Source organism: Polaribacter sp. (assembly GCF_965660385.1).
Classification (GTDB): domain Bacteria; phylum Bacteroidota; class Bacteroidia; order Flavobacteriales; family Flavobacteriaceae; genus Polaribacter.
The window spans coordinates 38237-62624 of record NZ_CBFHZT010000016.1; the positions used below are offsets into that span (position 1 = coordinate 38237).

Annotated in this window: 23 protein-coding genes; 11 read left to right on the forward strand and 12 right to left on the reverse strand. The window is 31.1% G+C overall.

Translation table 11 applies throughout. The annotated features are described in order from the left end of the window. The first annotated feature begins 8 nt into the window (after positions 1-8). The gene (locus tag ACTG3V_RS06855; protein WP_439131407.1) at positions 9-290 is read left to right on the forward strand and encodes a rhodanese-like domain-containing protein; all 282 of its coding nucleotides are present in this window, start codon (positions 9-11) and stop codon (positions 288-290) included. Between the two features lie 6 nt (positions 291-296). Here the strand turns inward: ACTG3V_RS06855 and ACTG3V_RS06860 are convergent, their stop codons facing one another. Both ACTG3V_RS06860 and alaS read right to left on the reverse strand, forming a co-directional pair. Then, a complete protein-coding gene (locus ACTG3V_RS06860) occupies positions 297-1247 on the reverse strand; it encodes a GSCFA domain-containing protein (RefSeq protein ID WP_439131408.1) in 951 nt (316 codons plus the stop codon). Positions 1248-1402: 155 nt separating this feature from the next. Then, positions 1403-4021, reverse strand: a complete 2619-nt coding sequence (alaS, locus tag ACTG3V_RS06865; RefSeq protein ID WP_439131409.1) for an alanine--tRNA ligase — start codon at positions 4019-4021, stop codon at positions 1403-1405. Positions 4022-4181: 160 nt separating this feature from the next. On the opposite strand from alaS, the gene ACTG3V_RS06870 reads away from it, so the two are divergent. The 10 genes from ACTG3V_RS06870 (at position 4182) to ACTG3V_RS06915 (ending at position 12877) form a co-directional block, all read left to right on the forward strand. Continuing rightward, the gene (locus ACTG3V_RS06870) at positions 4182-5144 is read left to right on the forward strand and encodes a M23 family metallopeptidase (RefSeq protein WP_439131410.1); all 963 of its coding nucleotides are present in this window, start codon (positions 4182-4184) and stop codon (positions 5142-5144) included. Positions 5145-5259: 115 nt separating this feature from the next. Then, positions 5260-5589 carry a MerR family transcriptional regulator gene (locus ACTG3V_RS06875; protein ID WP_439131411.1) on the forward strand — a complete coding sequence of 110 codons (330 nt, stop codon included), beginning with the start codon at positions 5260-5262 and terminating at the stop codon, positions 5587-5589. A gap of 136 nt (positions 5590-5725) precedes the next feature. Continuing rightward, the gene (locus ACTG3V_RS06880; RefSeq protein WP_439131412.1) at positions 5726-7540 is read left to right on the forward strand and encodes an acyl-CoA dehydrogenase; all 1815 of its coding nucleotides are present in this window, start codon (positions 5726-5728) and stop codon (positions 7538-7540) included. Then, positions 7540-8313, forward strand: coding sequence for an SDR family NAD(P)-dependent oxidoreductase (locus tag ACTG3V_RS06885; protein ID WP_439131413.1), 774 nt, complete (start codon positions 7540-7542; stop codon positions 8311-8313). Before ACTG3V_RS06880 ends, ACTG3V_RS06885 begins: the two co-directional genes overlap by 1 nt. Positions 8314-8341: 28 nt before the next feature. Further along, complete coding sequence (locus ACTG3V_RS06890) at positions 8342-9058, forward strand: VIT1/CCC1 transporter family protein (RefSeq protein WP_439131414.1); 717 nt, start codon at positions 8342-8344, stop codon at positions 9056-9058. Between the two features lie 285 nt (positions 9059-9343). Continuing rightward, entirely contained in the window at positions 9344-10096 is a 753-nt protein-coding gene (locus ACTG3V_RS06895) for an SDR family NAD(P)-dependent oxidoreductase (RefSeq protein ID WP_439131415.1), read from the forward strand. Positions 10097-10160: 64 nt separating this feature from the next. Continuing rightward, on the forward strand, positions 10161-10760 hold the full coding sequence (locus tag ACTG3V_RS06900; protein WP_439131416.1) for a LemA family protein: 600 nt from the start codon (positions 10161-10163) through the stop codon (positions 10758-10760). A gap of 2 nt (positions 10761-10762) precedes the next feature. Continuing rightward, positions 10763-11197 (forward strand): TPM domain-containing protein, encoded by a 435-nt coding sequence (locus tag ACTG3V_RS06905; protein ID WP_439131417.1) that lies wholly within the window; start codon positions 10763-10765, stop codon positions 11195-11197. Between the two features lie 3 nt (positions 11198-11200). Then, positions 11201-12007 (forward strand): TPM domain-containing protein, encoded by an 807-nt coding sequence (locus ACTG3V_RS06910; RefSeq protein ID WP_439131418.1) that lies wholly within the window; start codon positions 11201-11203, stop codon positions 12005-12007. A gap of 18 nt (positions 12008-12025) precedes the next feature. After that, complete coding sequence (locus tag ACTG3V_RS06915) at positions 12026-12877, forward strand: hypothetical protein (protein ID WP_439131419.1); 852 nt, start codon at positions 12026-12028, stop codon at positions 12875-12877. Here ACTG3V_RS06915 and ACTG3V_RS06920 read toward each other — a convergent pair. The 10 genes from ACTG3V_RS06920 to ACTG3V_RS06965 all read right to left on the reverse strand — a co-directional run. Continuing rightward, positions 12863-13243 carry a DUF423 domain-containing protein gene (locus ACTG3V_RS06920; RefSeq protein ID WP_439131420.1) on the reverse strand — a complete coding sequence of 127 codons (381 nt, stop codon included), beginning with the start codon at positions 13241-13243 and terminating at the stop codon, positions 12863-12865. The genes ACTG3V_RS06915 and ACTG3V_RS06920 overlap by 15 nt on opposite strands. A 5-nt stretch (positions 13244-13248) precedes the next feature. Next, positions 13249-16965, reverse strand: a complete 3717-nt coding sequence (locus ACTG3V_RS06925; protein ID WP_439131421.1) for a metallophosphoesterase — start codon at positions 16963-16965, stop codon at positions 13249-13251. A gap of 10 nt (positions 16966-16975) precedes the next feature. Next, positions 16976-17566, reverse strand: coding sequence for a nucleotidyltransferase family protein (locus ACTG3V_RS06930; protein WP_439131422.1), 591 nt, complete (start codon positions 17564-17566; stop codon positions 16976-16978). Then, entirely contained in the window at positions 17567-18589 is a 1023-nt protein-coding gene (locus ACTG3V_RS06935; RefSeq protein ID WP_439131423.1) for an XdhC family protein, read from the reverse strand. A 3-nt stretch (positions 18590-18592) separates the two neighbouring features. Continuing rightward, the gene (locus ACTG3V_RS06940; protein ID WP_439131424.1) at positions 18593-20743 is read right to left on the reverse strand and encodes a molybdopterin cofactor-binding domain-containing protein; all 2151 of its coding nucleotides are present in this window, start codon (positions 20741-20743) and stop codon (positions 18593-18595) included. Positions 20744-20746: 3 nt separating this feature from the next. Further along, positions 20747-21220: a (2Fe-2S)-binding protein gene (locus ACTG3V_RS06945; protein ID WP_439131425.1), complete on the reverse strand. Its 474-nt coding sequence runs from the start codon at positions 21218-21220 to the stop codon at positions 20747-20749. A 16-nt stretch (positions 21221-21236) separates the two neighbouring features. Continuing rightward, on the reverse strand, positions 21237-21851 hold the full coding sequence (locus ACTG3V_RS06950) for a hypothetical protein (protein ID WP_439131426.1): 615 nt from the start codon (positions 21849-21851) through the stop codon (positions 21237-21239). Positions 21852-21921: 70 nt separating this feature from the next. Further along, positions 21922-22407, reverse strand: coding sequence for a peptide-methionine (S)-S-oxide reductase (locus tag ACTG3V_RS06955; protein WP_439131427.1), 486 nt, complete (start codon positions 22405-22407; stop codon positions 21922-21924). After that, complete coding sequence (locus tag ACTG3V_RS06960; RefSeq protein WP_439131428.1) at positions 22398-23342, reverse strand: aldo/keto reductase; 945 nt, start codon at positions 23340-23342, stop codon at positions 22398-22400. The genes ACTG3V_RS06955 and ACTG3V_RS06960 overlap by 10 nt, the downstream gene beginning before the upstream one ends. 67 nt (positions 23343-23409) lie before the next feature. Further along, the coding region (locus tag ACTG3V_RS06965; protein ID WP_439131429.1) for a protein adenylyltransferase SelO family protein at positions 23410-24388 on the reverse strand (979 nt) is incomplete at its 5' end.

Consider the following 24388-nt stretch of genomic DNA (forward strand, 5'->3'; position numbering starts at 1 on the left):
GAAAAGATATGAGTGCAGAAATTAAAGAATATTTAGAAAAGGGAGCAGTTGTTTTAGATGTAAGAACACAACAAGAATGGAATGAAGGCCACATTGATGGTGCAAAACATGTTGTTTTACAAACAATACCTGATAATATTGAAGCCATTAAAGCTTGGGAAAAACCAGTAATTGCAGTTTGTAGAAGTGGTGCAAGAAGTGGACAAGCTACACAATTCTTAAAACAAAATGGAGTTGATATTATTAATGGTGGACCTTGGCAAAACGTTGCACAACATATAGAGGGATAAGCAGATTTAAAATTTTATAAAAGGATACTTAGCCGTAATTCTTTCTTTTTTTTCTGATAAATTTTTTAAAAATAATTGATGCTTTTCTGACTTTTCATTAAAAGGTCTGTGCATCATTCCTTTTTGAATTGTTTCAATTTCTTTAAGAGTTGGTAGTGTTGTTTCTGAAAACCAGCTGTATACAAATCTTTCCCAGATATAGTTAATGGCAGTGGTATTTGGATGAATCATATCTTCCGCATAAAAACGGTAATCTCTTAATTCATCCATCATAATTTCATAAGATGGAAAGTAATGGGTGTTATTTCTTTTATCAACTACACTATGAATGCCTGCAATTAAGTGACTTTTGCTTAGTGTGTTTTCTATAAAACCGTCTTTTAAATGTCTTACAGGAGATACTGTAAAAATAATATTTATATGATTATTAATGGATTTTAGGAGGCTAATTATAGCTTCGAGACTTTCAGTAATTTCATCAACAGTTAATAATTCTTTTAAGAACTTTTTCTGTGGAATTTTATGACAATTAGCAACGATTTCATCACTTTCTATAAAACGATATATCCAAGAGGTTCCTAAAGTGATGATGATGTGCGAAGCTTCTTTTATATCTATATGAGTTTTTGAAACGGCTAGATTTAAGTTTTCTAAAAGCTGTTCTTTATCGTGAGAACTTAAGCTTGAATGCGCATCAAAGCAATGCCAACGTTCGTTTTGATATATTAAATTATCCTCTGAATATATCTTTTCGTTTATTGAATTTATAATTAAGTTTTCTATCGCTTTTGGGTGAAATAAAATTCCAAAAGGATTTTGTTGTGATTGAAATTTATAATAGTTGAATTTAGTTCCAATGTTTTCAGAAAAACAAGATCCTAAAAGTAAAACTTTTGAATTGTAGTCAATTTGATTTCTGGTTTCTTTTTGTATTGAGATGTTGGTTTGGAATTTCATGTAAAGAATGTATAGCTAAATGTCAATTATTTATAAAACAAAAAAGAGCTCACATACCAAATCCCAAATCCTAATAAAATTAAAATCACGATAATAATTGATAGAATAAATAGAAATATTGATTTGTTTTTTACGTTCTTCAAAATAAATCATGTTTACACCAAATACTCTTTTGCCTTTTCTAAAGCTTTAGGAATTCCACCTGGATTTCTTCCTCCAGCAGTAGCAAAGAAAGGTTGTCCTCCACCACCTCCGTGAATTAATTTCCCTAATTCACGAACAACTTTACCAGCATTATAACCACGTTCATTTGCCAATTTTTTAGAGATATAACAGGTTAATAAAGCCTTGTCTTTTGTTGGTGAAGATGCAAATAATAAAAATAGGTTTTGGTATTCTTTACCTAAAGCAAACGCTAAGTTTTTAATTCCGTTTGCATCCAAATCCACTTCAGTGGCTAAAAACTGTACACCATTAACCTCTTGCAATTGATTTTTAATTTCGCCAGATAAGTTTTGTGCTTTATCTTTTAACAATTGCTCTATTTGTTTTTTGAGAGATGTATTTTCGTCTTGTAAAGTTTTAATCGCTTTTACAGGGTCTTTGGTGTTATTCAATGCATCTTTTACTTCAAATAAAACTCTATTATTTTCAAAGTAAAAATCTTTAACAGCATCATTGGTTATTGCTTCTATTCTTCGAATTCCAGCTGCAACAGCACTTTCCGATTTTATTTTAAAATGCCAAATATCACCTGTATTTTTTACATGTGTTCCTCCACATAATTCAATAGATTTTCCAAATTTTATAGCTCTAACAGTATCTCCATATTTTTCTCCAAATAAAGCCACTGCACCTTCGTCTATTGCTTGTTGCATAGGGATGTTTCTTTTTTCTTCTAAAGGGAGGTTGCCAGAAATACGTGCATTAACAAAGTTTTCTACATCTTGCAATTCTTCATTGGTGATTTTAGAAAAATGTGAAAAGTCGAAACGTAAATAAGTAGGTTTTACTAAAGACCCTTTTTGTTGCACATGCGTTCCTAAAACTTCTCTTAATGCTTGATGAAGTAGGTGTGTAGCTGTATGATTACTAGCAGATAAATTTCGATGTTTTTTATCTACAATAGCCTTAAAGTTTTCGTTTAAATGATTAGGTAAACTTTTGGTAAAATGAATAATTACATTATTTTCTTTTTTGGTATCTAGAATATAAATTACATCACCATGAATATCTTCTAAATACCCATTATCACCAACTTGCCCACCACCTTCTGGATAAAATGGTGTTAAATTAAACACCAACTGATACATTTCACCATCTTTTTTAGAGGTTACTTTTCTATATCTTGTAATTTTTACATCAGCTTTTAAAGTGTCATAACCAACAAATTCTTCTACTGCATCATCAACTAAAATAGTCCAATCATCTGTAGACATTTCACTAGCAGCTCTAGACCTGTTTTTTTGTTTTTGTAATTCTGCTTCAAAACCTTTTTCATCTAAGGTATATCCTTTTTCAGATAAAATTAAAGCTGTTAAATCTATTGGAAATCCAAATGTATCATACAACTCAAAAACTTTATCTCCAGAAATTTCTTTTGTTTTTGAGGATGCTATAATACCATCTAACAAAACTAAGCCTTGATCTAAAGTACGTAAAAAAGATGTTTCCTCTTCTTTAATTACGTTTTCAATTAACTGTTTTTGTGCTTTAATTTCTGGAAAAGCTTTTCCCATTTTATTACTTAAAACAGTAACTAATCTGTAAATAAAAGGTTCTTTTTTATCTAAAAAAGTAAAGCCATAACGAACTGCTCTTCTTAAAATTCTACGAATTACATAACCAGCACCTGTATTGCTTGGTAACTGACCATCTGCAATTGAAAAAGCAACCGCTCTTACATGATCAGAAATTACTCGAATAGCAATATCTTGTTGATTATTTTTACCATAAATGGTATTAGTAATCGTTTCGATTTCTCTTATTATAGGTGTAAAAACATCTGTATCGTAATTTGATTGTACGTTTTGTAAAACCATACACAAACGTTCAAAACCCATACCAGTATCAATATGTTTGTTGGGTAAATCTACCAAAGAACCATCCGCTTTTCTGTTGTATTGCATAAAAACCAAGTTCCAAATTTCTACAACCTGAGGATGATCTTCATTGACTAAAGTTTTACCATCTATTTTTGCTTTTTCTTCGGCAGAACGAATATCAACATGAATTTCAGAACACGGACCACAAGGGCCTTGTTCTCCCATTTCCCAAAAGTTATCTTTTTTGTTTCCTTTTAAAATTCGGTCTTCTGCAATGTATTGTTTCCAAATATCATAAGCTTCAGTATCCATTTTTAAATTATCGGCATCGTCACTTCCTTCAAAAACAGTTACATATAAAATATCTTTATCAATTTTATACACTTCTGTTAACAATTCCCAAGCCCAAGCAATCGCCTCTTTTTTAAAATAATCACCAAAAGACCAATTCCCTAACATTTCAAATAACGTATGATGATAGGTATCATAACCAACTTCTTCTAAATCGTTGTGTTTTCCAGAAACTCGCAAACACTTTTGCGAATCTGTAATTCTGTTGTTTTTCGGAGTTCCATTTCCTAAGAAATATTCTTTAAAAGGAACCATACCAGCATTGGTAAATAGTAATGTTGGGTCATCTTTTGTAACCATTGGTGCAGATGGCACTATCAAGTGTTTTTTATCTTGAAAAAAGTTTAAAAAAGTAGCACGAATGTCTTGTGATTTCATAAAAAATAAGTTTCCAACGAGTTGGATTATGTTAATTTATTTTTAAAAAAAACTGCTCTAAAATAGCAGTTGTAAAACATTTTGTAGATTTGTGTGTTATTTATAGTAAATTGTAATGAAAAATCTATAAAACGTACACAAAAATACTATATTTAGTAATATGGCAAAAGTAAAATATTATTATGATGAGAATACCCTTTCTTACAGAAAAATTACTGTAAAAAAAGGCGATTATTATCGTAAAATACTATTTATCTTTTTAGGCGTAATTTTAATAGCATTTTTTGGTTTTATTGGTTTTAGCCAAATTATAATGTCGCCCACTGAGCGAGCTCAAGAAAGAGAGCTAGAAAATTTAAAGTTTCATTACGAGCTATTGAATAAAAGAATGGAAGAAAGTTCTATGATTTTATCGCAATTACAAGAAAGAGACAATAATATTTACAGAAGTTATTTTGAAGCAAACCCAATTCCAGAAGAACAACGTAAGGCAGGTTTTGGTGGGGTTAATCGTTATAAAAATTTACAAGGTTTTGAGAATTCAGACTTAATTACCAAACTCACTAAAGAGGTAGATGTATTATCAAAACAAATGGTAGTACAATCAAAATCTTTAGACGAAATTGTTGCTTTAGCAAAAGAAAAAAAAGAAATGTTGGCATCAATCCCAGCAATTATTCCAATAAAGAAAGGCGATTTTTATGTAGCATCTGGGTATAAAATGAGAATGCATCCTATTTTAAAAATCAATAAATTTCATAAAGGTATGGATTTTACGGCACCAAAAGGTACACCAATTTATGCCTCTGGAGATGGTACTGTAAGTCTCGCACAAAGAAGTACAACTTTTGGTAAAGTAGTTTTTATTGAGCATGGTTATGGGTATAAAACCGTATACGCTCACATGAGTAAAATGGCTGTGAAAAGACGAGATAAAGTAAAAAGGGGCGATTTAATTGGTTATGTTGGTAACACAGGTTTATCTGTAGCACCACACTTGCATTACGAAGTACATAAAGATGGTAGAGCAGTAAATCCTATTAATTTTTATTATGGAGATTTGTCTTTAGATGAATTTGCAACTTTACAAAAAACTTCAGAAGAAAGCGAATCTTATGATTAATCTATAATAGTTTCTAAAAACTATTTCACTCAACTTTTGTTGTTCAACGAAGATTTTTATTTAGTTTTGATTACTGATTACTGATTACTGATTACTGATTACTGATTACTGAACAATGCACATAGATTTACCCGAAAAACGATATTACAAAATTGGTGAAGTGGCCAAAGCTTTTAAGGTAAATACCTCTCATATTCGTTTTTGGGAAAAAGAGTTTGATATAATACAGCCCAAAAAAAACGCAAAAGGGAATCGACTTTTTACTGCAAATGATATCAAAAACTTTAAACTAATCTATAACCTTGTTAAAGAAAGAGGTTTTACTTTAGAAGGCGCCAAACAAAAGTTGAAGAAAAATCCTGATGGGATTTATAAAAATCATGAAATTATTAGTAGGCTTGAGGCTGTTAAAGCGGAACTTCTTAAAATAAAAAACGCACTCTAATTTTTGTTTTAGTACCCATTTGGCACTTAATTGAGTAGTTATTTACTATGCATGCATAGCTTATTTTTGTTATATTTGATAAAGTGATCAAGACGTATTGTAGTGTTGATTAAAAATTCACCTTAAAATTTAAGAAATGTCAAAAAAGTATGTAGATATTGAAACCTTAAAATACATACTTTATGATATCCATAAATTAGAAAATGTTTTATCAAAAGAAAGATTTAAAGATCATGATTTAGAATCTTTAAATCTTTTTATAGACGCTGTTAAAGATTTTTCTGATAGAGAATTACATCCGTATTTTAAAGAGATGGATGAAAATCCTGCATATCATAAAGATGGAACTGTAATTGTTCACAAACAAGTTCAAAAAGTGATGTATCAATCTGGAGAAATGGGCATAATTGCTGCTTGTTTTGATTATAAGGATGGTGGATTGCAAATTCCTTTTTCAGTGTTACAAGCAGCAGTTTATATTATGGATGCTGCCAACAATCATTTACCTGGTTACCCAAGTTTAACCCAAGGAGCTGCAGAATTAATTGTAGAATTTGGCAAACAAGAATTAAAAGACCTATTTGTACCAAAAATGCTTACTGGAGTTTGGGGAGGAACCATGTGTTTAACAGAACCACAAGCAGGTAGTTCATTATCTGATATTGTTACCAAAGCTACGCCTACCAAAAATGAATATTATAAAATTTCTGGGCAGAAAATATTTATTTCTGGTGGAGATCATCAATTTGCAGAAAACATTGTGCATTTAGTTTTAGCTAGAATTAATGGTGCTCCTAAAGGCACTAAAGGGATTTCACTTTTTGTAGTACCAAAGAACAGGCCAAAAGCTAATGGAACTTTAGAATACAATGATGTAACAACAGTTGCCGATTTTCAAAAAATGGGTCAAAGAGGATATTGTACAACTCATTTAGGTTTTGGAGATAATAATGATTGTAGAGGATGGCTCTTAGGAGAAGAACATAAAGGTTTAGCACAAATGTTTTTAATGATGAATGGTGCAAGAATTGCAGTAGGTAGAGGAGCAGCAGCTATTGCAATGGCAGCTTACAGAACATCTTTACAGTATGCAAATGAACGCCCACAAGGAAGAAAATTATCTACAGATGGAAAGAAAAATCCAACAGAAAAACAGAGTTTAATTATTGAACATCCTGATGTAAGAAGAATGCTACTGTTGCAAAAAGCAATTGTAGAAGGTGCTTTAAGCTTGGTATTGTTGGCTTCTAAATATCAAGATATACTAACTACAACAACATCAAAAGAAGAAAAAGAAAAGTATCATTTATTGTTAGAAATGATAATTCCTATTGTAAAAACATATCCATCTGAAGCAGGTGCAGTATCTGTAGATAATGGCTTACAGGTTTTAGGAGGTTATGGTTTCTGTACCGATTTTACATTGCAACAATATTATAGAGACATTCGTATTTCAGCTTTATATGAAGGTACAACAGGTATTCAATCCCAAGATTTGTTGGGTAGAAAAGTAACCTTGCAAAATGGTAAAGGTTTGGAGTTGTTATCTGCAGAAATTGTAAAAACAATTATAGCTGCTAGTAATGATAACGATTTAAAAACCTATGCAAAAACTTTAGGAAATCAATTAGAACTTTCTCAAAAAATACTGGGGCACTTAATCCCTTTTGCAATGAAGGGCAACTACGAACGCTACTTATCTGATGCCAATTTGTTTATGGAATTTATGAGTATTGTTGTTGTAGGTTGGTTATGGTTAGAAATGGCTGTAGATGCTAAAAAAAAATTGGCAAAATCTAACAGAAAATATTCAGAAACTTTTTATGAAAGTAAAATTCATACTATGAAATTTTATTTCAAATATGAGGTTCCAAAAACAAATGCTTTGGCAGAATCTTTAATGAGTGATGAAGTACTTACCATTAAAAAGGATAAAGAATTTATTATATAATGAATATAAATAATCAATTTAATCTCAAAGGAAAAGTAGCCATTATAACTGGTTCTAGTAAGGGAATTGGAAAAGCAATTGCAACAGGTTTAGCAGAAAATGGAGCACAAGTTGTTATTTCTAGCAGAAACCAAGAAGCATGTAATGAGGTTGCCAAACAATTTACTGAAATAGGTTTAAAAGCAGTGGGTATAGCTTGTCATATTGGTAAAGAAGACCAACGTAAAAATTTAATTAATAAAACAATTAAATCTTTTAAACGGATTGATATTTTGGTAAATAATGCTGCTATTAATCCTGTTTTTGGACCTATTGAAGAGGTAGACCCAGTTGTTTTTGATAAAATTATGGATATTAATGTAAAAGCACCTTGGTCTCTATCTAACTTGGTTTTACCGTATTTTAAAACCAATACAAACGGAAGTATTATAAATATAGCATCAGTAGAAGCCTTAACACCAGGTTTTGGTTTAGGGTTGTATAGCACAAGTAAAGCAGCTATTTTAATGTTAACAAAAAATCAAGCTAAAGAATGGGGAAGATATGGTGTAAGAGCTAATGCAATTTGCCCGGGTTTAATTAAAACAAAATTTAGTGCTGCACTTTGGACCAATGAAAAAATGTTGCATAAATTAGAAAAATCAATACCAAGTGGAAGAATGGGAATGCCAGAAGAAATGGTTGGTTTGGCTTGTTTGTTAGCATCTGATGCAGGAAATTATATGACTGGTGGTGTATATACTGCAGATGGGGGTTATATGATTGCAAGGTAAAATCTTAATTTTTTAAAAGATATTTTTTATGAATGATTCTGAAGTTGAATTAGAGAGTTATTTAAACAATCACTACATACATAGAAGTAATTGGTTGCGTGCAGCTGTTTTAGGTGCAAATGATGGAATTTTATCAACGGCTAGTATAGCAATTGGAGTTGCTGCAGCAAGTTCAACAAGAGAACCTATTGTATTGGCAACTTTAGCAGGTCTTGTTGCTGGTGCTCTCTCAATGGCAGCAGGCGAATATGTTTCTGTAAGCTCTCAAACAGATATAGAAAATGCAGATATTGAAAGAGAAAGAAAAGAGCTAGAAGAAATGCCTGTATTAGAACAACAACGATTGGCTGATATCTATGAAAAAAGAGGCTTAAAAAAAGAAACAGCTTTAAAAGTTGCAGCAGAATTAACAGCCCATGATGCTTTAGGTTCTCATGTTAGAGATGAACTAGGTATTAACGAAATAAGTCAGGCAAATCCAGTACAGGCTGCATTGGCTTCTGGAGCTGCGTTTACTGCAGGAGGTGTACTTCCTTTTCTCATTGTATTATTTTTTCCTCTTAAAAGTATGGAGTATTTTCTATATGGTTCAACAATTATATTTTTAATGATTTTAGGCGGTTTAGCTGCAAAAACAGGAGGTGCAAATATTTTAAAACCAGTTATTAGAATAACATTTTGGGGCACAGTCGCTATGGGATTAACTGCGCTAGTAGGCTATGTTTTCGGAGTAAATTTATCGTAATTTTATTTCAAAATAATTAATTATGAGCTTCGATTATTCAAAAAGGTCACCAGAAATTAAGCAAAAACTGAATAATTTTATTGAAAAGCATAGCAATCCAATAGAAAATCAATATTGGGCTTTTTAAAGTGATGCAAAAAATAGATGGAAATGTTTCTAAAAAATTGAAGAGCTGAAACAATAAGCAAGTGTAATTAGGAAAGATTTATAAATTTTAAATCGAACATTTTATGCAATTTTAACGCAAAAAATATCCAACACACCAAATAAAAAGTAACTAAAAATATGGATGTAAAAGACAAAGTAGTTATAATAACAGGATCAGGTTCAGGTATTGGCAAAGCTACAGCTATTCATTTTGCAAATCATGGAGCAATTGTAGTGGTTGCTGATATTAATTTTGATAAAGTAGAAAAAGTTGCTCACGAAATTGTAACAAATAACGGAAAAGCGCTACCTATAAAAGCAAACGTAGCGAATTATAAAGATGTAGAGCATTTAATTGCTACAACTGTTAACGAATATGGAAAGTTAGATGTAATTGTAAACAATGCTGGTATTGGTCCTCATTTTTTAAAAACACACGAATCTACTTTACGAGATTGGAATCGTGTAATTTCGGTAAATCAAACTGGTGTATATTATGGCATGAAAGTCGCTTTGAATCAATTTTTAAAACAAGGATATGGTAATATTGTAAATATTGCCTCATTAGCAGGTTTAAAAGCGTTACCCAACAACATTAGTTATAGTGCAAGTAAATTTGCAGTAGTTGGTATGACAAAATCAGTAGCTATGGAATATGCTACAAAAAACATTAGAGTAAATGCAGTTTGTCCTGGATATACAGAATCTGCTTTATTAAATCAGTTAAGAAATGCAAAACCAGAAATGGATGAAATTTTAAAAAGTGCAATCCCAATGAAACGTTATGGAAAAGCACAAGAAATTGCAGAAGCTGTAGTTTGGTTAGCTTCAGATAATACAAAATTTATTACTGGGCAAACTATTACTTTAGATGGAGGAACATCACTTTAATAGCTAATTATTCTTTAAATTTGAACAAACAAAAAATCAACATAAAAATTAAAATTTAGAAATTATGAAAAAATGGTTAATTCCGGTTATTATTATTTTTGTTCTTGGTTACGCTTTTTACAGCTTTGCTAAAGGATTTAACAATACCGCAGTTAAATTAAATGAAGATATATCAGAATCTTGGGCTAATGTAGAAACAGCATATCAACGTAGAAATGATTTAATTGGAAACTTAGTAAAAACAGTACAAGGAGCTGCTGATTTTGAAAGAGGAACGTTAACGGATGTAATAAATGCAAGAGCTAAAGCAACCTCTATCAATATAGATCCTTCAAAAGTTAGCCCTCAGCAATTAGCAGAATTCAATAAAGTACAAGGAGGTTTAAGTGGAGCATTAAAAAGCCTTTTGGTAACAGTTGAAAGATATCCAGATTTAAAAACGAATCAAAATTTTTTAAAATTACAAGACGAACTTGCAAGCACAGAAAATCAGATTTTAACAGCCAGAACTCGTTTTAACGAAAACGTTAAACCGTATAATAATCACGTTAAAACTTTTCCGAATTCCATCTTAGCAGGTTGGTTTAATTTTGAAGGTAAACCATATTTTCAATCGGAGGCTGGAGCAGAAAAACCTGTTGAAGTTGATTTTAGTAAAAAATAACAATGTCCAAGGTAGAAGAATTTCTTACACAAGAAGAAGAACAAGAAATAATAGAAGCAATTCGAGTCGCAGAACAAAATACATCTGGCGAAATTCGGGTACATATTGAGGCTTCATCGGATAAAGAGCATTTTGAAAGAGCTTTAGAAGTGTTTCATTTTTTAAAAATGTACAATACTAAAGATGAAAATGGAGTGCTGATTTATGTAGCTGTAAATGACCATAAATTTGTGATTTATGGTGATAAAGGAATCAATAAAGTTGTACCCAAAGATTTTTGGAATACTACAAAAGACACAATGCAGAATCATTTTAAAAAAGGCAATTTTAAACAAGGTATTGTTGATGGTATCCTAAAAGCGGGTGAAGAATTAAAAGTGCATTTTCCTTGGCAAATTGATGATGAAAATGAACTGTCTAACGAAATTTCGAGATAATTAATGAATTTTATAAAGTTATTAAAAACCTTAACTTTTATTGTAGCATTTTTTTGTGCTCAATCAAATTTTGGGCAATTTACAATACCAGAAAAACCGAAATTTCAAACGAGTGTTTATGATTATGCAGCATTACTTTCTAAAAGTCAAAAGCTAAGTTTAGAAAATAAATTAGTTCGTTATTCAGATTCTACATCAACTCAAATTGTGGTTATTGTTATTGAAACCACAAAAAATGAAAGTATTGGAATTCTTACTCCAAGATGGGCTCAAAAATGGGGTATAGGACAAGAAAAAGAAGATAATGGAATCTTAATTTTATTAGCAGAGAATGATCGAAAAATATGGATTTCTCCTGGTTATGGAATTGAACCAATACTAACTGCTGGTATTTTAGGTGATATTACAAGAAATATTATTATTCCTGAATTTAAAAAACAAGACTATTATAAAGGTTTAGATAAAGGTGTTGATTACATTTTTAAAACTTTAAATGGTGAGTTTAAAGGTACTCGTAAAAGAGAGGCTAAAGGTTCTGATTCAAGTGGAGTAATTATTTTTATAATAATGATTATTATTTTTTTCATCATAATTTCTAGAGGGAATAAAAATAACAGAGGTGGAGGTAGAGGTTATAGAAGACGTTCTACAGGAGCATCAATTTTAGAAGCCATTATTTTAAGTAATGCTGGTAGAGGTGGAGGAAGTTTTGGAGGTGGTTCATCTGGAGGAGGTTCTTTTGGTGGTGGTTTTGGTGGCGGATTTGGAGGTGGAGGCTTCAGTGGAGGTGGAGCAGGTGGTAGCTGGTAAGAAAACTCATATAAGATAATGAAAAAGAAAATACTTTTTATTTGTAGTTTAATGACGCTTGTAAGTTGTCAAAACTTTGGGCAATTAAAAATGGTAGGCGATTTATCTAAAAATTTAAAAGAAGTTTCTGGAAATGAGTTTATAAAAAGTACCAACTCTATTTGGATGATCAATGACAGTGGTAACAAATCGAAAATCTACGAAGTATCTAATAAAAAAGGAAAAATTAAAAACGTTATTGATGTAGATGCAAAAAATAAAGATTGGGAAGATATTACTTCTGACGATGATGGTAATCTTTATATTGGCGATTTTGGAAATAATGATAACGATAGAAAAAATTTGAGAATTTTAAAAATTAAAAAAAAATATTTATCAAAAAAAGAAGCAGATATAGAGGTTATTGAGTTTGAATACGAAAATCAAGATAAATTTCCACCAAAAAAAGATGAACGTTTTTTTGATGCTGAGGCTTTTTTTTACTTCAATAAAAATTTTTACATCTTTACAAAGAGCCGAGTTGATGATGAGTATGGTAAAACCTTTTTATATAAAGTGCCTGCAGAAAAGGGTAGTCATAAAGCAAAACTTTTAGGAAGTTATAATAATGGTGATAAAAATTACAGTTGGTTTACAGCTGCAGACATTTCAAACAACAAGAAAAAAGTAGCCTTATTATCTCAAAAAAACATTATTATTTTTTCTGATTTTGAAGGAGATAATTTTTTTTCAGGAAAAGTGCAAAAAATAAAATTAAAACATCATTCGCAGAAAGAAGGTATCTGTTTTAAAAACAATAGAACACTTTACATAACCGATGAAAAAAATGGCGGAGATGGTTGTAATTTATACAAATTAAAAATTGATTAGTTTAATCAACAACAGCATCCATCCTATAATTAAAAATAAACCACCTAAAGGGGTTATTGGTCCTAAAAACCGTAGTTTTTTATGGTTTGCTGATGACAATACCAAACCGTAAATAGAAAAGGAGAAGAGTATAGTGCCTAGAATAAAACTATAAATAATATAAGCATTCATAGTTGCTGAGTTTTGAAACTCAAAACCCAATATTAGTAAAACAATGGCATGGTACATTTGATATTTTACACCAGTTTCAAAGCTTTGCAATTGCGCTACATTTAATTTTTTCTTTAAAATATGGGCACCAAATGCACCAAATACTACAGATAATAATCCAAAAATTGTTCCTGAAATTAACGCTAATTGACTCATAATTTTTAAAAATCGAAACCTAAACTAAATTCAAGTCGTGGACCATCCACGCTATTAAAATATCCTACACTACCGCCAAAAAGTCCGGCTGCATTAAAAAAGAAACCAGCACCATAAGAAGTATTAAAGGCAGTAGAATTATTAAAAGGCATTAATTTTTCTGGAGTGCCCCAAACCTTTCCGTAATCAAAACCACCATATAAACCGATATTTAAAGGTAGTAGTTCTGTTCTTACTTTTCTAATATTCCATCTTAAATCTGTTGTTTGATAAAAAGAATTTTTACCAATAAAACGTTCGTTTCTAAATCCGCGTAAACCCTCATTACCTCCAATATTTGCAGCTTGGTAAAACTCAAAGTCATCACCAAATATAAAATGAGCTTTTACTTTTGATGCCAATACTAGTTTTCCATTAGGAATTAATTTGTGGCTAATTCCTAGAGAAGTTGAACTAAAACCAAAACTTTTGTTTTCGTTTAAACCAGCTGTGTAGCCTAATTTAGCACCTAATTCTAAAGCTAATGTTGGAAAAGCTTTGTTATCTGAATGTTTATAAAAATAAGATGTTTCTGCTGTTAAGTAGTGCTGTTCAGAGAAGAGTTTGCTATTTGTATTAAATGGAGGAGTATCTAAAATTCTACCAGGTGTTTTTTGTACATTAAAACTCTCAAAATTTAAACCTGCTTTAATTTTAGCACCTAAATGTCCTCGCCATTTTAAATAGGTTCCAAAATTATACTGACGTATTCTTACCCTATTAAAATCTCTGTTTTCTTCCTCTTTCTGTGCTTCTGGGTTTGGGCTATCATTACCAAACCCAAAAAAATTTCTTGCAAAATTAGGACTGTTGTAATTGGCTTCGATAGCAAAGTTCCATTTTTTAATAAAGTTGGCAAATTCACCAGAATAATTAAGTTCATACCCCTTTGTAGCAAAATAATAGAAGCCAGCTATTACGTGTTTGGCTGTAAAAGGATTTCTTTCGAAACCATTAACAAGGGTTGTGCTTTTTAAACCTAATTTTATACCATCATCAGGGTTTAAACCAATAGTTGGCGATAATGTTTTAGACGTACTTTTAAGTTTGGTGTAATCGTAAGTATTTGTATCGTAATCATTGGTTAACTTTTTATTGACATCTTGTTTTTTCTTAAATTTATTTTTTTTCTTTTTTTGATCAAATACTTTAAGGTTTCTTGTGTTTTCAATATCGTACGTATCGTTATCTAAGCCACCTATAATTTTTAATTCTATGTGTCTAATCTTATTTTTACCTTTTACAACAAATTTGTCTTCATCATCTAAACCATATACCCAAATTTCTTTAGTAATTGCAAAATCAAAAGTTCTATCTAATACAATATCCGATTTTTCGCCATCTTTTATCCTGTAAATAGTAATATGAGTATTGCCATTATCAAGACGATTAATTTCAAAATAATCATCTTTATGGGTACCCATTACTACTTGAAAGCTGTTTAGATACTTATAATATCTATCAGCAATTTTTTGTAAATTGTTTTTTCTTCCTTTAAGTTTTTTCTTAATTTCAGTAACACTTTCGTCTTGTAATTCTTTAGGTATTTTATTTAAAGCAGCTTCAATTACTTCATCTGTAATTTTATTTTGAATTATCGCTACTTGTTTATCCCAAACATTTTTATCAGATTTGGTAATCAACATCATATCTAAAGGATAAGCAGAATAGCTAAACCATTTGGGTGCTTTTAAATTTTTGCTATAAGAACGCATTCCTTTTAAAGCGGGTAAACTATTGGTTAAAAACCCGAGAAGAAAACCATCACCAAAAATAGAAAAAGCTTGGTCTCTATCTCTTGGTACAGGTCTATAAATCACCTGATCATCCTTTTCAATTTCTGCCCATCTCCATTGGTCTTGATGTCTGTCCCAATCACCAATTAACATATCAAAAAGTCTAGCTCTAATATAGCTTGGTTCATCTAAGACATATTTTTCGTCTTTGGCTAAATTTTTTCGTAAATCATCTGTACTTATTAAATTGTTTGAATATCCGAAGTTTTTTTTATCTCCATGACCTTCGTCTGCTCTCTCTTCAATCATATACAATTCATCACCATAATCTTTATTAAATTCTGCTAATGCCTTTTGTTTTGGCACGAAATATAAAACAGGTTTAGTGTGATAAATATCTATGGCTTCGGCTAATTTATCAATAGTAAAAGGGGCATAAGGATGAGAACCTGTAAATACATCCATCAGTAATTCTTGTGTTAACGATTCTTGAAACTGTCCTTCTATATACTGATCTTTAAATACCACAGATTGTAAATATTGAATGGCATTTTTTCTCAAAGCTCTCATTACATATTCTCTACCCTGCTTGTCTACCAACCTTAAAGATTTTGATTGATGTCCCCCACCTCTTCTTACTGGGGTTAACCCACCAAATAAGGTGTCTAAGCCTATAGTAGGTGCAGTTATTTTTGCACCAAAATATTTTCGATATCGATCACCCCACAAAAACTTATAAAAGTTACTTTTATCAACCTCTTCATCATTATAAACGGAAGCTTTTTTTGCTTTTAGTTTAGTGTTCGGAAATTCATCCATTTTAAATTCGTTTTCAGTACTAAAAACATTAGCTTCAAAAACTATTTTTTTATCTTTTGCTGTATAATAATGTACTGTACATTCTCCATTTTTATACACATCAAGTCTTGCAAATCCTTGTGTTCCATAACCAAAAACACCTCCGTTTACATTTTTAACAGCTGTATTTTTAGATCCTGAGCCACTAACAATTTGAGGAATATTATCTTTTACAAGGTACTGTAAACTGTGTTCGTGACCAGAAACAAAGAGTACTCTTTCATTTGCTTGAGCAATAGTAATAATGCGTTTTCTTAGTTCGTTGTATTTTTCGTTTTGTTGATCTGTATTGATGGATCCTGAAGTTTTTCGCAAAATATTTATAGCAGTTCCTAATAAAGGAGCTGGTTTAATATGACTTTTAAAAGAGTAGTAGCCTCCATGAGGTCCGTTAGTAAACATAGGATGATGCAAGGCTATAAGCGTAGTTTTTCCTTGCGATTTTTTTATCATTCCCTCAAATTCATCAAAGAATTTTTGCCTTGTTTTAATTTCGCATTTATCATTTATAGTAGGATGCTTATTCCAATTGGTTACAAACCAATGTGTATCAACAACAATAACGTTAATTTCGTCATTAATTTCTATTTTTTCAAGTGGGCAACCATTTTCGGGCTGAAACCTATTTTTTCCTAAAGCGTCTTCAACCAATTCTTCTTGTCTTTTTAGGCCATCTAAACCACTATACCAATCGTGATTACCAGGAATAAAAATCGTGTTTCCGGCAAATTTCTTACCAATATCATATTGTACTTCTAAGCGATGTTTGGCAAGTTTATACCTTTTTCGTTTCTTCTTCTTTTTCTTTTTTACTTTTTTTGGTATTCCTTTTTGGTATACATTATCACCCAAAAAAATTAAAGTAGCATTTTCATTTGCGTTTTCTATTTCTTTTTCAAGATATCTTAAGGCAGGATCTTTTTCTTTGAGTTTAGAGTTTCCAGCATCACCAATTAAATAAAATGTATGTAGAATTTCTGAGTTAGGTTTTTTATAGGTGTGATTTTCTACCACTTGCATTTTAGTAGTTGCACAAGCGTACATTAAAATTACAAATGATATGAATAATAAGAATCTAAAAAATTTCATAGTTGTAAAATTAACTATTTATAAATTGTTTTAGTTGCTCTTGAGTATCAATATCAATAAGATTTGTATTTTTTTTGGGTGATAAAATTGAGCATTGATTACTGTTTAAAAATGTTTTTGCGCCTTTATCTCCCTTTATTTTTAGTAAATCATTAAAATAAAGTGAAGGAATTAAAGCAGGAACGCCATACGTTTTGCGATATGTTGAGGCTATAATTTTAGACGGATTTTTAGAGGATAAGTCAACCATTTCCTCCAAATACGATTCTTGAATTGCGGGTTGATCTGCCAATAAAATTAAAACACGATTTATATTGGTATGTTTTTCTCTTAAATAATGAATGCCTTGAATCATACTTGTGCTTAAGCCTTCTTCAAAATTTGTATTAATGATGATTTGTATACCATTAAAATTAACTTGATTTTTAATGGTCTCAGCATTTGCACCTAAAACACAAATGGTGTTTTTTAAACCTATTTTTTTTGCTTTTTCTAATGTGATTTCTAAAAGATATTTCTCATCAATTTTAGCAAGCTGTTTTATGCTTTGCATTCTCGATGATTGTCCAGCAGCCAAAACTAAAACAGCAATTGTACTCATTTATGATGTATGAATTTTACCATTTATTTTTCGAAGCGAAAAAGGTTCTTTTTCTCTGATAACAGCTAAAATTTCTGCCACAATAGAAACTGCAATTTCTTCTGGAGTTTGTGCACCAATATGTAAGCCAGCAGGCGTGTAAATTGTTTCTAAAAATACATCAGATATATCAGGCACAAATTCAAACAATTCATTAAATAAACGTTCTCTTCTTTTTGGTGCGCCTAAAATACCAATGTATTTTGGCATGTATTCAGCTAATTTTACAACGTATTTTAAGTCTTGCACATAACTATGATTCATAATTACAATGGCTGTGTTTTCTTCAATATCAGTAAATTGAATTGTTTCAGGACTTTCTCCAATAACAGAGGTTGCTCCTGGAAAATCTGAAATTTGTTTGGGGTCTTTTACAGAAGTAATTACAGCTACTTCCCAACCCAAATTTGCTCCAATTTTACACAATTTTACAGCATCATGTTCACCTCCAATAATGATAAGTTTAAATGCTGGTTTCAAAATTTGAGTAAATATTTCAACATCATTTTTTTTATTTGTATCAAACGATTTTGAAAAAGTAAATTGTTGCTGATTTTCAAATGTAATTGCAGAACCAAAATTGCCATAAACTTCATCTTCTTTTACAAAGTAACTGTCAACCTTTAAAGATTCTCGATTTGAATTTGCCAATAAAAATGCTTTTATAAATTCATCAGTAATAAAAAGAGGCTCAATTAAAATATAAAGAATTCCTTCACAACCTAATCTGTATCGTCCATCATAAGTAATAATTTTTGCTTTATCATCTTTAAAAACAGTTTTGGCTCTTTGAATAATTTCCTTTTCTACACAACCCCCAGAAACAGCACCAACTGAATTTAAATCTTCAGAAATTAACATTTTAACTCCTGGTTTTCTATAGGATGAACCTTCTAAATAAACTACAGAAGCCAATACATTTTTCAATCCTTTTTTTTGGTTAATAACAGCTTGATTTATGATTTCTTTGAGTTCGTGTATCAAAATTTATGAGAGTTTTAAGGGCATTTCTGTTAGTCTTTTTCCTGTTAATCTTCTAACTGCATTTCCAATAGCAGCAGCAATTGGTCCTAAAGGAGGTTCACCAACAGGTAAAGGTTTATCAACTCCTTGTAATAAGTGAACGTTTATTTCTTTTGGTGTGTGTTTTAACAATGCCATATCATAAGGACCAAAAATAGTAGGTTGTAATTGTCCATCATCTATATACATTTTTTCATGCATAGCTGCACTCATTGCCATAATCATAGCACCTTCACATTGTGCTTTTACTTGATCTGGATTTACTGCAATTCCACAATCCATAACACAGGTTACTTTATGTACTTTAATTTCATTGTCTACAATTGATACTTCTACGACTTGTGCGCAAGGTGTTCCTGCATCTGTAGAGGAAGCAAAACCCATTGCTTTTTCATCAACAATAGCATCAGAATAATTAGAAGCTGTCTGTGCTTTTTTGATGACATTTTTTAAACGATTTCCTTCTTCATTGTCCTTTATTTGTGCTAAACGCAGTTCTATAGGATTTTTATTGGCTTTTAAAGCCAATTCATCTACAAAACTTTCAATAGCAAAAGTATTGGCTAATAAACCTAAACTACGCCACCAACTTGTAGCAAATGGTAATGTTTTATGCCACTGAATGGCTCTGATGTTTTTAATAGCACTATAATGAATACTAGCTCCACGAATCGCACCTAAATCTGCTCCTAAAATTCCATGAGTAATGTCTGGCATTAATACTGAACCAATAGCTACGTTTCCACTTGCAAAATGATGTTCTAAGTTTTCAATTAAACCCTCATCATTTAATTTTCCTTTCATAATATGATGTGTTGGAGGTCTAAACATATCATTCTGAAATTCTTCTTGTCTTGTGAAAAAATATTTTACAGGTTGCCCAACTACTTTAGCCATTTTAACGGCTTCTATTGCATGACTTGTATTTAATCTTCTTCCAAAACCACCACCTAAATATGTAGGTATAATATTTACATCATCTGTATCTAAATTTAATGCATTGGCTACTTGCTTTTGAGTAATGCCAATTACTTGCGTAGAAATAATTACAGTTGCTTTTCCATCTTTATAAGAAGCAACTGCTCCATTAGGCTCCATTTGTGCATGAGCACCTAAAGGACTTTTAAATTCCATTTCTAGCACATTTTCTGAATCTTTTTCTAGAAGATTTCCTTCTTTTTGCACCATCATTTCATCTCCATTTCCTACAGAAATAAGATCTCTAATTTCTTCTTCAGTCCATTTTTTTGGAATATTCCATTCAACATTCACAGCTAATTTTGCAGCCAATGCTTCAGGATAGGTTTTTGCAATAACACCCACCCAATCATCAATTTGTACAACCTTTACAACACCAGGCATTGTTTCTGCTTTACTAAAGTTTGCGCTTTTAAATGTTGCTCCAATATGTTGAGGTCGAATAATAACTGCATGCAACATGTTCTCCATTTCTGCATCCATTCCAAAAATAGGATCTCCAAACACTTTTGCTTTTAAATCAATTCTAGCAACAGGTTTTCCTACCAATTTATAGTCTGAAACAGATTTTAAATCTGGAGTATCTGGAATTTCCCATTCAGTAACATCCTTTGCAACATCAGCATAACTTAGTTGTTGATTGTTTCCAGAAACGATTCCTTCTTTAGTTGATAAATTTTCAATCGGAATTTGTAGTTTTTTTGAAGCTTCAATTTTAATCATTTCACGCATTGTAGCTGCCATTTCACGTAAAGGATTCCATAAAGAAGCAACAGATAAACTACCTCCAGTTCCTAACTGATCTACAATTCCACTAGCTGTTGATGCTGCAATAACTTGAATTTGATTTATATTAATGTCTAACTCATCAGCAGCAATTTGAGCAAGACCAGTAAAGGTTCCTTGGCCCATTTCTACTTTTGGAGAATGCAAAATAATGGTGTTGTCTTTAGTAATTTCGAACCATAAATTAGCTTCAGTTCCAGAACCAGTGTAAGGAGCAACAAATGAATCTGCAAAGTCAATAATTTCTCTACGAATTGGGTTTCGAAAAACATAGGTTCCAATGGCTAAAACACCTAAAGTTCCTAAACCACCTCTAACCAAAAATTTTCTACGTGATATTTTTTTGCCCATGGTTTAACTTTTAGTTTCTCTAGTTAGTTCAGCAGCTCTATGTATGGCTTTTCGCATTCTGTAATAGGTTGCACATCTACAAATATTAATGATGTTACTATCAATATCTTCATCAGTTGGATTTGGATTTTCCTTTAATAAAGCAGCTGTTGACATGATAAAACCAGGTTGACAATAACCACATTGTGGAACAACTTCTTCTATCCAAGCTTGTTGCACTGGGTGTGGATTTTGTGCATCTCCCAAACCTTCTATAGTTGTTATATTTTTACCTTCTGCAAACTTTACTGCATAAGAACAAGAACGTACAGCAACATCATTTACATGCAAAGTACACGCTCCACAAGCAGCTTTTCCACAACCAAATTTGGTGCCTTTTAAATCTAAAACATCTCTAACCACCCATAAAAGAGGGGTGTTTTCATCAGAAACATCTATTGAAACCTCTTTGTTATTTATTGTAAAGGATATCTTCATCTTTATGTATTAGCCATTAATTTTCTGGAATTATAGCTCCATTTGCAATCCATTCTTTTACCACTTTTTTAAACTCTTCTTCAGAGATTGGTGGTGTTTCTCTTTGATTACCAGATGCATTTACACCAGGATTCCAAGCCCACAAAACAAGGTCATCTTCTGTTAAATGCTTTTCTACTTCTTTTAAATTTTTACCACCGTTTTTACTTTTATCTAAAATAACAGCTGCAATTTCTTTTCTAGATAAACCTTTCCAAGCCATAGATTTTGGAGCTAAACCCCAATGTGGAGCTCCAGGAACACCTGAGTAATTGTTGTTTTCTTTTTGGTGACAGGTAGCGCATTTTGTAGCTTCAAAACCGTGATTATTTTCACCTCTCTTCATTCCAAAATAATGAGGATGACTATCCATACCTTGCTTTGGAACGTTATCACTTGGATGACAGTTCATGCATCTTGGATGTGTTAAAACATCCATCATTTTATTAAAATTATCTTTATTTTCTATAATTGTGATGCTCTTTTCTTCTAAAGAAATGTATTCTTTTTTTGATGTTGAATAATTAAAACTCAATAACACACCACCAATGAAAAGAATTGGAATGAAGTTTAAAAGTTTGGCTTTCTTCATAAGAATTTAATTTAGTTAAAGTTACTACAAATTCTTTAAAATAAATTATATAGCTGCCTTTTTTGGGTTTTCAAGAAATATTTTTTGAAAATTTTTGAGTTAGAAGATTCAATTTTGGATTGATGTATTTTTTACAAAATGGTTTCTTTGGGTTTTTCTGATAATAATTTTGAAATTCTTCTGATGAGGGTTTAAACGCTTCAAAAGGCAGAATCTGAGTAATTATTTTATCGCTAAAATTGAGTTGTAATGCTTTCAGAATTTGTTCACTTTCCATTTTTTGATTGCTATTGAAATAGTAAATTGCAGAACGATATTTGTTTCTCATGGAATGATTACTGGTACTTTTATGAGTTGCTAAATGAATTTCTATTAAGCTTTTTAAATTGATTTTACTTTCATTAAAATGTACAATAACTGCTTCTGAAAAGGTGTTGTTTTTTTCTGTGGATGCAATCCAACCTTGGTTTACTTTTTCAACTCCATGTAAAGATTGAAATACAGCTTCTGTGCACCAATGACAGCCACCACCTAAAGCGATTTTGGTTAATTCCATTGTAACTCTTTTCTTTCTTGCCAATAGAATTTTGGAGTAACTTTAAAAGAATTTAATCGTTGAATATCATCCTCAGTAAGAGAAAAATTATTTGCTTTTAAATTTTCTGATAACTGATTTGAGTTGCTTGCACCACTTAAAATGATACTTTCAGGAATAGTTTGTTCGCAATATTTTAGAGCAATAGCATCTATCCCTACATTATTTTTATTTGCTAAATTTTCTAAAGTAGTATATAAGCCAGCATAGTTTGCATATTTCGAATTTCTAAAAATTCGTCCATTTGCCAATGCTTCTTTGATAACAATAGATTTGTTTTTAAGAATTAATTCATCAACAACTTCTAATAAACTTTGCTCCAAAAAATTATAGGTAACTTGAAAAACATCAAATAACGGATTTTCATCAACCAAAACATCTAAAGCCTTTTTAATAACTTCAACTTGATTTGTGCCAGTGGTAGTTAATCCAATTTTTAGATGGTTTTCTTTTTTTAAAAATGCCAATTGCTGTAAAACTTCATCATTTTCTAAAACACCAGTTTCTAAAGTGGCTGAATGAATTTGATACACTTTTAAAAATGGAAGTAGTTTTTTAGAAAAACTCCATTGTTCATTTAATTTTGATAAACTGTGTTCTTTTACTTCGTGAGTAGTTGCATTTGGGTTAAAGTTTGCAGTGTATGTATAGCCCCATTTTGTGGCAATTTCAATAGAAGAATCATTTTTTGTTTGCAACCATTCCAAGACCAATTCTTCTGCTAAACCATAACCTGGAGCAGTATCAAAATAACGAACTCCAGAATTATAGGCATCTTCTAAAACTTGAAAACTTTCTTTTTTGAAAACTTCTAAATCAGAATTATCTACATTTTTTTGACGCACATTGATATATTGTGGTCTTCCTAAAGCTGCTGTACCTAAGCCTAATTTCATTTTTTGTTTAATTTAGATCTTTCAGGTTTTAAAAACCAGAAAGGTCTTGTGAGTGTAAAAGAGTATTTTAAGAGCTACAAGATAACATAGAACATCCTACTTTATCTCTAGCCCATTCAGGTCTTTTCGCAAACCATTTTTCAAATTTTGGTTGTTCTGAGTAAGGTTTTTTTAAGAGTTGAAAAAGTTCATCAATTAAAGCGTAATCACCATCATCTGCAGCATCTATAGCTAATTGTGCCATGTAATTTCTTAAAACATATTTAGGATTAACCAAATCCATCTGTCTTTTTCTTTCTTCGGATGAAACTCGCTCTATTGCAAGTCTGTTTTCGTAATTTTTAAACCAAGTATTCCATCTGTTTTTTACATCTTCAGAAATATTTTCTACATCGTAAAAAGCATCTTTAATCAATTTAAAACTTGTTTTTTCATCAGAAAAATCACTTAAATTTCGAAAGAAAATTGTCATGTCAGTTTCAACCAATTGCAAATTGTCTTCTAAATCTTGTATCAATTTTAAATCGTCTTCATCAGAGGCAACCAAACCTAATTTGGATTTCATCATCTGAAGAGATTGCTTTTCAAAATCTACTTTATATTGATTTAAAATTTCATTTAAAGGCTCAACTTCTTCAATAATTGGATACAAAGCATTTGCGAGTTGATATAAATTCCAAAGCCCAATATTTGGCTGATTTCCATATCTGTATCTTTTATTTTGCCTGTCTGTGGTGTTGGGTGTCCAGCCAAAATCGAAACCTTCTAGCCATCCATAAGGTCCATAATCTATGGTTAAGCCTAAAATAGACATGTTATCAGTATTCATAACTCCATGTACAAAACCCACTCTTTGCCAATCAATAATCATACTTAACGTACGTTTTGAAACTTCTCCAAAAAATTTAATATAAGTTTCTTTTGATGGTTTTCCTAAATTTGGAAAATGATGTTTAATAGTATAGTCAACTAATATTTTTAAGTTTTTTAGGTCTTTTCTTGCTGCAAAAATTTCAAAATTTCCAAAGCGTAAAAACGATGGTGAA

Bases quoted from the DNA above. Each gene is read 5' to 3' on its own strand.
- ACTG3V_RS06855 (WP_439131407.1), top strand. From the start codon at position 9: ATGAGTGCAGAAATTAAAGAATATTTAGAAAAGGGAGCAGTTGTTTTA.
- ACTG3V_RS06860 (WP_439131408.1), bottom strand. From the start codon at position 1,247: ATGAAATTCCAAACCAACATCTCAATACAAAAAGAAACCAGAAATCAA.
- alaS (WP_439131409.1), bottom strand. From the start codon at position 4,021: ATGAAATCACAAGACATTCGTGCTACTTTTTTAAACTTTTTTCAAGAT.
- ACTG3V_RS06870 (WP_439131410.1), top strand. From the start codon at position 4,182: ATGGCAAAAGTAAAATATTATTATGATGAGAATACCCTTTCTTACAGA.
- ACTG3V_RS06875 (WP_439131411.1), top strand. From the start codon at position 5,260: ATGCACATAGATTTACCCGAAAAACGATATTACAAAATTGGTGAAGTG.
- ACTG3V_RS06880 (WP_439131412.1), top strand. From the start codon at position 5,726: ATGTCAAAAAAGTATGTAGATATTGAAACCTTAAAATACATACTTTAT.
- ACTG3V_RS06885 (WP_439131413.1), top strand. From the start codon at position 7,540: ATGAATATAAATAATCAATTTAATCTCAAAGGAAAAGTAGCCATTATA.
- ACTG3V_RS06890 (WP_439131414.1), top strand. From the start codon at position 8,342: ATGAATGATTCTGAAGTTGAATTAGAGAGTTATTTAAACAATCACTAC.
- ACTG3V_RS06895 (WP_439131415.1), top strand. From the start codon at position 9,344: ATGGATGTAAAAGACAAAGTAGTTATAATAACAGGATCAGGTTCAGGT.
- ACTG3V_RS06900 (WP_439131416.1), top strand. From the start codon at position 10,161: ATGAAAAAATGGTTAATTCCGGTTATTATTATTTTTGTTCTTGGTTAC.
- ACTG3V_RS06905 (WP_439131417.1), top strand. From the start codon at position 10,763: ATGTCCAAGGTAGAAGAATTTCTTACACAAGAAGAAGAACAAGAAATA.
- ACTG3V_RS06910 (WP_439131418.1), top strand. From the start codon at position 11,201: ATGAATTTTATAAAGTTATTAAAAACCTTAACTTTTATTGTAGCATTT.
- ACTG3V_RS06915 (WP_439131419.1), top strand. From the start codon at position 12,026: ATGAAAAAGAAAATACTTTTTATTTGTAGTTTAATGACGCTTGTAAGT.
- ACTG3V_RS06920 (WP_439131420.1), bottom strand. From the start codon at position 13,243: ATGAGTCAATTAGCGTTAATTTCAGGAACAATTTTTGGATTATTATCT.
- ACTG3V_RS06925 (WP_439131421.1), bottom strand. From the start codon at position 16,965: ATGAAATTTTTTAGATTCTTATTATTCATATCATTTGTAATTTTAATG.
- ACTG3V_RS06930 (WP_439131422.1), bottom strand. From the start codon at position 17,566: ATGAGTACAATTGCTGTTTTAGTTTTGGCTGCTGGACAATCATCGAGA.
- ACTG3V_RS06940 (WP_439131424.1), bottom strand. From the start codon at position 20,743: ATGGGCAAAAAAATATCACGTAGAAAATTTTTGGTTAGAGGTGGTTTA.
- ACTG3V_RS06945 (WP_439131425.1), bottom strand. From the start codon at position 21,220: ATGAAGATATCCTTTACAATAAATAACAAAGAGGTTTCAATAGATGTT.
- ACTG3V_RS06950 (WP_439131426.1), bottom strand. From the start codon at position 21,851: ATGAAGAAAGCCAAACTTTTAAACTTCATTCCAATTCTTTTCATTGGT.
- ACTG3V_RS06955 (WP_439131427.1), bottom strand. From the start codon at position 22,407: ATGGAATTAACCAAAATCGCTTTAGGTGGTGGCTGTCATTGGTGCACA.
- ACTG3V_RS06960 (WP_439131428.1), bottom strand. From the start codon at position 23,342: ATGAAATTAGGCTTAGGTACAGCAGCTTTAGGAAGACCACAATATATC.